Annotated in this window: 4 protein-coding genes and 1 pseudogene; all 5 read left to right on the top strand. The window is 75.6% G+C overall.

The genetic code is table 11. The features are described 5' to 3' along the window. Positions 1–947, top strand: a pseudogene (locus CCN56_RS35935) (phenylalanine--tRNA ligase subunit beta); the annotation flags it as partial. A gap of 157 nt (positions 948–1,104) precedes the next feature. After that, positions 1,105–2,748 carry a helix-turn-helix transcriptional regulator gene (locus CCN56_RS35940; protein ID WP_256962353.1) on the top strand — a complete coding sequence of 548 codons (1,644 nt, stop codon included), beginning with the start codon at positions 1,105–1,107 and terminating at the stop codon, positions 2,746–2,748. A 122-nt stretch (positions 2,749–2,870) separates the two neighbouring features. After that, positions 2,871–4,031 (top strand): NAD(P)/FAD-dependent oxidoreductase, encoded by a 1,161-nt coding sequence (locus tag CCN56_RS35945; protein WP_086831954.1) that lies wholly within the window; start codon positions 2,871–2,873, stop codon positions 4,029–4,031. Positions 4,032–4,049: 18 nt separating this feature from the next. Then, a complete protein-coding gene (locus CCN56_RS35950; RefSeq protein WP_179200111.1) occupies positions 4,050–4,568 on the top strand; it encodes a tetratricopeptide repeat protein in 519 nt (172 codons plus the stop codon). 118 nt (positions 4,569–4,686) lie between these two features. Then, on the top strand, positions 4,687–5,569 hold an 883-nt coding region (locus CCN56_RS35955; RefSeq protein WP_086831956.1), incomplete at its 3' end, for a PP2C family protein-serine/threonine phosphatase.

Raw genomic sequence — 5,569 nt, forward strand, 5'->3', positions numbered from 1 at the left:
TCGAGGGCCTGCTCGCCGATGAACGGGTAGTTCAGGGCCTCGACGCGGACGACGCCCGTCGCCGCCTCGTGAAGCTGGTCAACCCGCTCTCCGACGAGGAGCCCGCGCTCCGCACGACGCTGCTCCCGGGGCTGCTCGGCGCGCTCCGCCGCAACGACAGCCGCGGCAGCCACGACCTGGCGCTCTTCGAGACCGGTCTGGTCTTCCGTCCCACCGAGGGTCAGCCGGGCGTCGCCGTCCGCCTGGGCGTCGACCGCCGTCCCTCCGACGAGGAGATCGCCCGCGTCAACGCCGTGCTGCCCGAGCAGCCGCGCCGCGCCGCCGTCGTCCTCGCCGGTGCGCGCGAGCAGGCCGGCTGGTGGGGCAAGGGCCGTCCGTCCGACTGGGCGGACGCGATCGAGGCCGGCCGGACCGTGGCCGCCGAGGCCGGGGTCGAGCTGATCATCAGCGCCGACCAGCACGCGCCCTGGCACCCGGGCCGCTGCGCCGCGTTCCACGTCGAGGTGGACGGCGAGAAGGTCCTCGTCGGCCACGCCGGCGAGCTCCACCCGCGCGTGGTGAAGGCGTTCGGCCTCCCGGCCCGCGCCTGCGCGATGGAGATCGACCTGGACCTCCTGGAGAAGGCGAACGAGGGCCCTGTGAAGGCCCCCCGGATCTCCTCCTTCCCGGTCGCCACCCAGGACGTCGCCCTGGTCGTCGCCGCCGGCGTCCCGGCCGCCGAGGTCGAGGCCGCCCTCGCCGAGGGCGCGGGTGAACTCCTGGAGTCCATCCGGCTGTTCGACGTCTACACCGGCGACCAGCTCGACGAGGGCAGCAAGTCCCTGGCGTACGCCCTGAAGTTCCGCGCCCCGGACCGCACCCTGACCGTCGACGAGGCCAGCGCGGCCCGCGACGCCGCGGTGGCCCTGGCCGCCGAGCGCACCGGCGCCGTCCTGCGCGGCGCCTGATCACGCGCACCCCAGGAGGGGGCCGGCCCGGACGACACCGGGCCGGCCCCCTTCGGCGTCGGTCCGTGCCGGACTCCGGCGTTCGCCCCGGCCGGGCCTCCCGCGGTCCCGCCTGACAAGACTCCGGCCGTGAGGTGCAATGGTCGTGGGAGACGTCATGGACGTGGCTGCGGAACTCGAACGCGCCCGGGACGCCTTCGCCCGCCAGGAGTGGTCGCACGCCTACACCGGGTTCGCGGGCGCCGACGACGAACAGCCGCTGGGGCCCGACGATCTCGTACGGCTCGCCACCGCCGCCTATCTGGTCGGACGCGACGCGGAGTGCGCCGCGGCGACGGAGCGGGCGCATCAGGCGTACCTGGGCATCGGCCGGACGGCGTCGGCGGTGCGGTGCGCCTTCTGGCTGGCCGTGCCGCTGCTCCTGCGCGGTGAGACGGCCCGGGGAGGCGGCTGGCTCGCCCGGGCGCGACGGCTCCTCGACGAGGGCGGTATCGACTGCGTGGAGCGGGGCTATCTGCTGTTCCCGGAAGGGATGCGGCTCCTCCACAGGGACCCCGTGGCGGCGCGTGCCACCTTCGACGAGGTCGCCGCGACAGGGGAGCGCTTCGGGGACCCGGACCTGGTGGCCCTGGCCCGGCACGGCCAGGGCCGGGCCCTGATCGCCGGCGGCGACACCTCGGCCGGGGTGGCGCTGCTCGACGAGACCATGGTCGCGGTCGTGTCCGGCGAGCTGTCGCCGCTGGTGACCGGGATGGTCTACTGCAGCACGATCGAGGCCTGTCAGGAGATCTTCGACCTGCGCCGCGCGCAGGAGTGGACGGCGGCGCTGTCCGACTGGTGCGCGGCCCAGCCGGATCTCGTGCCCTACCGAGGCCAGTGCCTCGTCCACCGCTCCCAGGTCCTCCAGACGCGCGGGGCGTGGCCGGACGCGCTTGAGGAGGCGCGGCGGGCCTGCGAACGGCTCGCCGAACCGCCGAACCGGCCGGCGCTCGGCATGGCCTTCTACCAGCAGGCCGAGCTGGACCGGGTGCGCGGGGCGTTCGCCGGTGCGGAGGAGGGCTACCGGCGGGCCGGCGAGTGCGGGCACAGGACACAGCCCGGGCTCGCGCAGTTGTGGCTGGCCCAGGGGCGGGTCGACGAGGCCGTCGCGGCGATCCGGGGCACGGCGGACGAGAGGCGGGACCGGCTGGGCCGGGCGAGGGTACTGACCGCGTACGTGGAGATCGTGCTGGCCGTCGGCGACGTGCCCGGGGCACGGACCGCCGCGGAGGAGCTGTCGCGGATCGCCGACGACATGGACGCCCCGCTGCTGCGCGCCGCCTCCGCCCACGCGCGCGGGGCGGTGCTCCTGGCGGAGGAGGACGCGGCGGCGGCGCTCGACGCCCTGTTGGAAGCCTGCCGCGTCTGGGGCGAGCTGGAGGCCCCGTACGACCGGGCCCGGTCCCTCGTGCTCCTCGCCCTCGCCCGGCGGCGGCTGGGCGACACGGGAACGGCCCGGCTGGAGTGGGACGTCGCGCGTCAGGTGTTCCGGACGCTCGGCGCGGCCCCCGACCTGGCCCGTCTTGAGGCCCTCGCCGACGAGCGGCCCCGGGCCGGCGCCGGGCTCAGCCCCCGGGAGCTGGAGGTCCTGCGCCTCGTCGCCACCGGCCGCACCAACCACGCGATCGCCGAAGAGCTGGTCCTCAGCGAGAAGACCGTGGCGCGCCATCTGAGCAACATCTTCGCCAAACTCGACCTGAGCTCCCGGTCCGCGGCCACGGCCTACGCCTACGAGCACGACCTGGTGGACCGCGGCGGGTGACGGGGCACGCCGTGGGCAGAACGACCCATCGCCGCCGCGCCGGGGATTGGGGCGTTCTCCCGAAGCCGTGACGGCTCGCGCGTTCCTAGTGTCGAGACACGGAACGAACGAGGAGGCCGGCGATGAACCCCACCGACAGGACGGAACACATCGAGACGGTCGTCATCGGAGCCGGGCAGGCGGGCCTCGCCACCGGCTACCACCTCGCCCGGTACGGCCGGCCGTTCGTGATCCTGGACGGCAACGCCCGCGTCGGCGACAACTGGCGGTGCCACTGGGACTCGCTGCGGCTCTTCAGCCCGGCGCGGGTCGCCTCGCTGCCGGGGATGCGTTTCCCCGCGCCGCCGATGTCCTTTCCCACCAAGGACGAGATGGCCGACTTCCTGGAGACGTACGCCGAGACCTTCCACCTGCCCGTACGCGCCGGCGAGCGCGTCGGCAGGGTGGGCCGTGAGGACGGCAGGTACGTCGTGGTGACCGGCACGACGACCTACGTGTGCGACCACGTCGTCGTCGCCTCCGGCACGTTCGGCCGGACTCCGTACGTCCCCGGCTTCGCCGGCGGACTCGACCCGCGCATCACGCAGCTGCACTCCAGCGCCTACAAGAACCCGGCACAGCTGCGGCCCGGCGGCGTGCTGGTGGTCGGCGCCTCGCACTCCGGCGGGGACATCGCGTACGAGGCGGGCTCGGCCGGCCGTCCGACCGTTCTCAGCGGCACGATCCACGGCGAGATCCCGTTCGACATCGAGGGCGGACCGGCGCACGCGATCTTCCCGGTGCTGTGGTTCCTGGCGCAGCACGTGCTGACCCTGCGCACACCCGTCGGCCGCAGGATGCGTCCCGACGTCCGCGCCCACGGCGGGCCGCTGATCCGCGTCAAGCGGGCGGACCTCACCCGTGTCGGCGTCGAACTGGCGCCGGAGCGGACCACCGGCGTGAGCGACGGCCTCCCGGTCCTCGACGGCGGACGCGTCCTCGACGTCGCGAACGTCGTCTGGTGCACCGGCTTCCGGCAGGACTTCTCCTGGATCGACCTCCCGGTCACCGGCGAGGACGGCTGGCCGCTGGAACGGCGCGGCGTGGTGGCCTCGTCGCCGGGGCTGTACTTCGTCGGCCTGGCCTTCCAGTACGCCTTCGCGTCGATGCTCGTCGGAGGCGCGGGCCGGGACGCGGAACACGTGGTGGACCACCTGGTGAAGAACCTCGCCGGAGACGCTGTGGGCCGCGGCCGGGCCCGGGTCCGGCCGCGGTCTCGGTCTCGGTCGAAGGTCCCCGCCTAGCGCCCGGGGGCGGGCATCGTGGACACGACGACACGGCGGCGGTGGGTGCGCCGGCACCTGGCGCGGGCGCGGCGGCACGGGGCCGAGGGCCGGTACGCCGAGGCCGAGGGCGACCTGCGCGCGGCCCTCCGGCTGGCCCGCACCAGGGCCGGCCCCGTCTCCGCCGAGGCGGCCGAGGCGGCCTCGGCCCTGGGCATCCTGCTCGAAGCGCTGGGCCGGCCCGGCGAGGCGGAGGAGACCCTGCTCTTCGCGGTGCACCTCTACGAACGGGCCCACGGTCCCGACGATCCCCGCCTCACTCCGCCGCTGAACGCCCTGGGCGCGGTCCGGCAGCGGCGCGGCGACCTCGCCGGAGCGGAACGGCTCTACGCGCGGGTCGTGGGCATCGCGACCGGCACGGCGGCCCGCCCCGGAGGACGGACCGCCCCGTACGGCGGCCCGCCGTGTCTGCACACCCGTACGGGGTTCCCCTGCCCGTGCGGGTGGCGCGACGGTGGCGCGGTCCGGTGCGCCGGGGGCGCTCACTCCTTCGGGTGAGATCGCAGAGGGGTGTTCCACGGCGGTCCGCGGGGTCGGCAGAATCGACGCGGCCGCAGGGGCGGACCTGTGTGCCGCAGGGCCTTCGGGCGCTGTCGGGGCTCGGGAAGGGCCGTGCATGATCCGTACCAGGTCGTTCCTCGCCGATGCCTCCCGGTTCCGCCGGCTGGCCCCACTCGCCCTTCCCACCACGTGGGGTGCCGTGGCCGTGGCATGGAAGTTCGGCTGTCCGCTGGCCCGCCAGCCGGGGCTGCCCATGCGGATCGCCACCAGCGTCGTCTTCCTCACCGTCGGCTTCGGCATGGTGCTCGGCCTCCGCCACGGGCTCGTGCGGGAACTGGCCCGGGTCCGGGCCGTCGCGACCGCCGCCCAGCGGGTCCTGCTGCGTCCCCTGCCGGCCCGTCTCGACGGACTCGCGCTGGCCGCCGGGCAGCTGTCCGCCTCCCGGGGCGCGTCCGTCGGCGGGGACCTGTACGAGGCGGTGGCGACCCCCCACGGGGTACGGATCGTCATCGGGGACGTCCGGGGCCACGGGCTCGCCGCGCTCGGCGCGGTGGTCGCGGTGCTCGGCAGTTTCCGCGAGGCCGCCCACGACGAGCCCGAACTCGCCGGTGTGCTGCGGCGCCTGGAGCGGGCCCTGGAGCGGCACCTGCGGGAGCGGGCGCGGGACGAGCACCCGGCGCGGGCCGGTGCGGAGCCCGAGCACCCGGTGGCGGAGGAGTTCGTCACCCTGCTGCTCGTGGAGGTCCGCTCCGACGGGCGTCTCGCCGTCCTCAACTGCGGCCACCCCGGCCCGTACCGCCTCGGACACCGGGTGGAGCGGCTCCCGGTCGGGGACCCGCTGCCCCCGCTCGGGGTGCTGCCGCTGCCCGCCGCGATCGTGCCGTACGCGGCGGCCCGGCTGCTGCCCGGCGAGACGCTGGTCCTGCACACCGACGGCGCGGAGGAGGCCCGCGACCACCGGGGCCGGTTCTTCGCGCTCGACGCCGCCCTGGCCGCGG

This window comes from Streptomyces sp. NRRL B-24572 (assembly GCF_002156145.1).
In the GTDB taxonomy this organism is placed as follows: domain Bacteria; phylum Actinomycetota; class Actinomycetes; order Streptomycetales; family Streptomycetaceae; genus Streptomyces; species Streptomyces vietnamensis.

Bases quoted from the DNA above. Each gene is read 5' to 3' on its own strand.
- CCN56_RS35945 (WP_086831954.1), top strand. From the start codon at position 2,871: ATGAACCCCACCGACAGGACGGAACACATCGAGACGGTCGTCATCGGA.
- CCN56_RS35940 (WP_256962353.1), top strand. From the start codon at position 1,105: ATGGACGTGGCTGCGGAACTCGAACGCGCCCGGGACGCCTTCGCCCGC.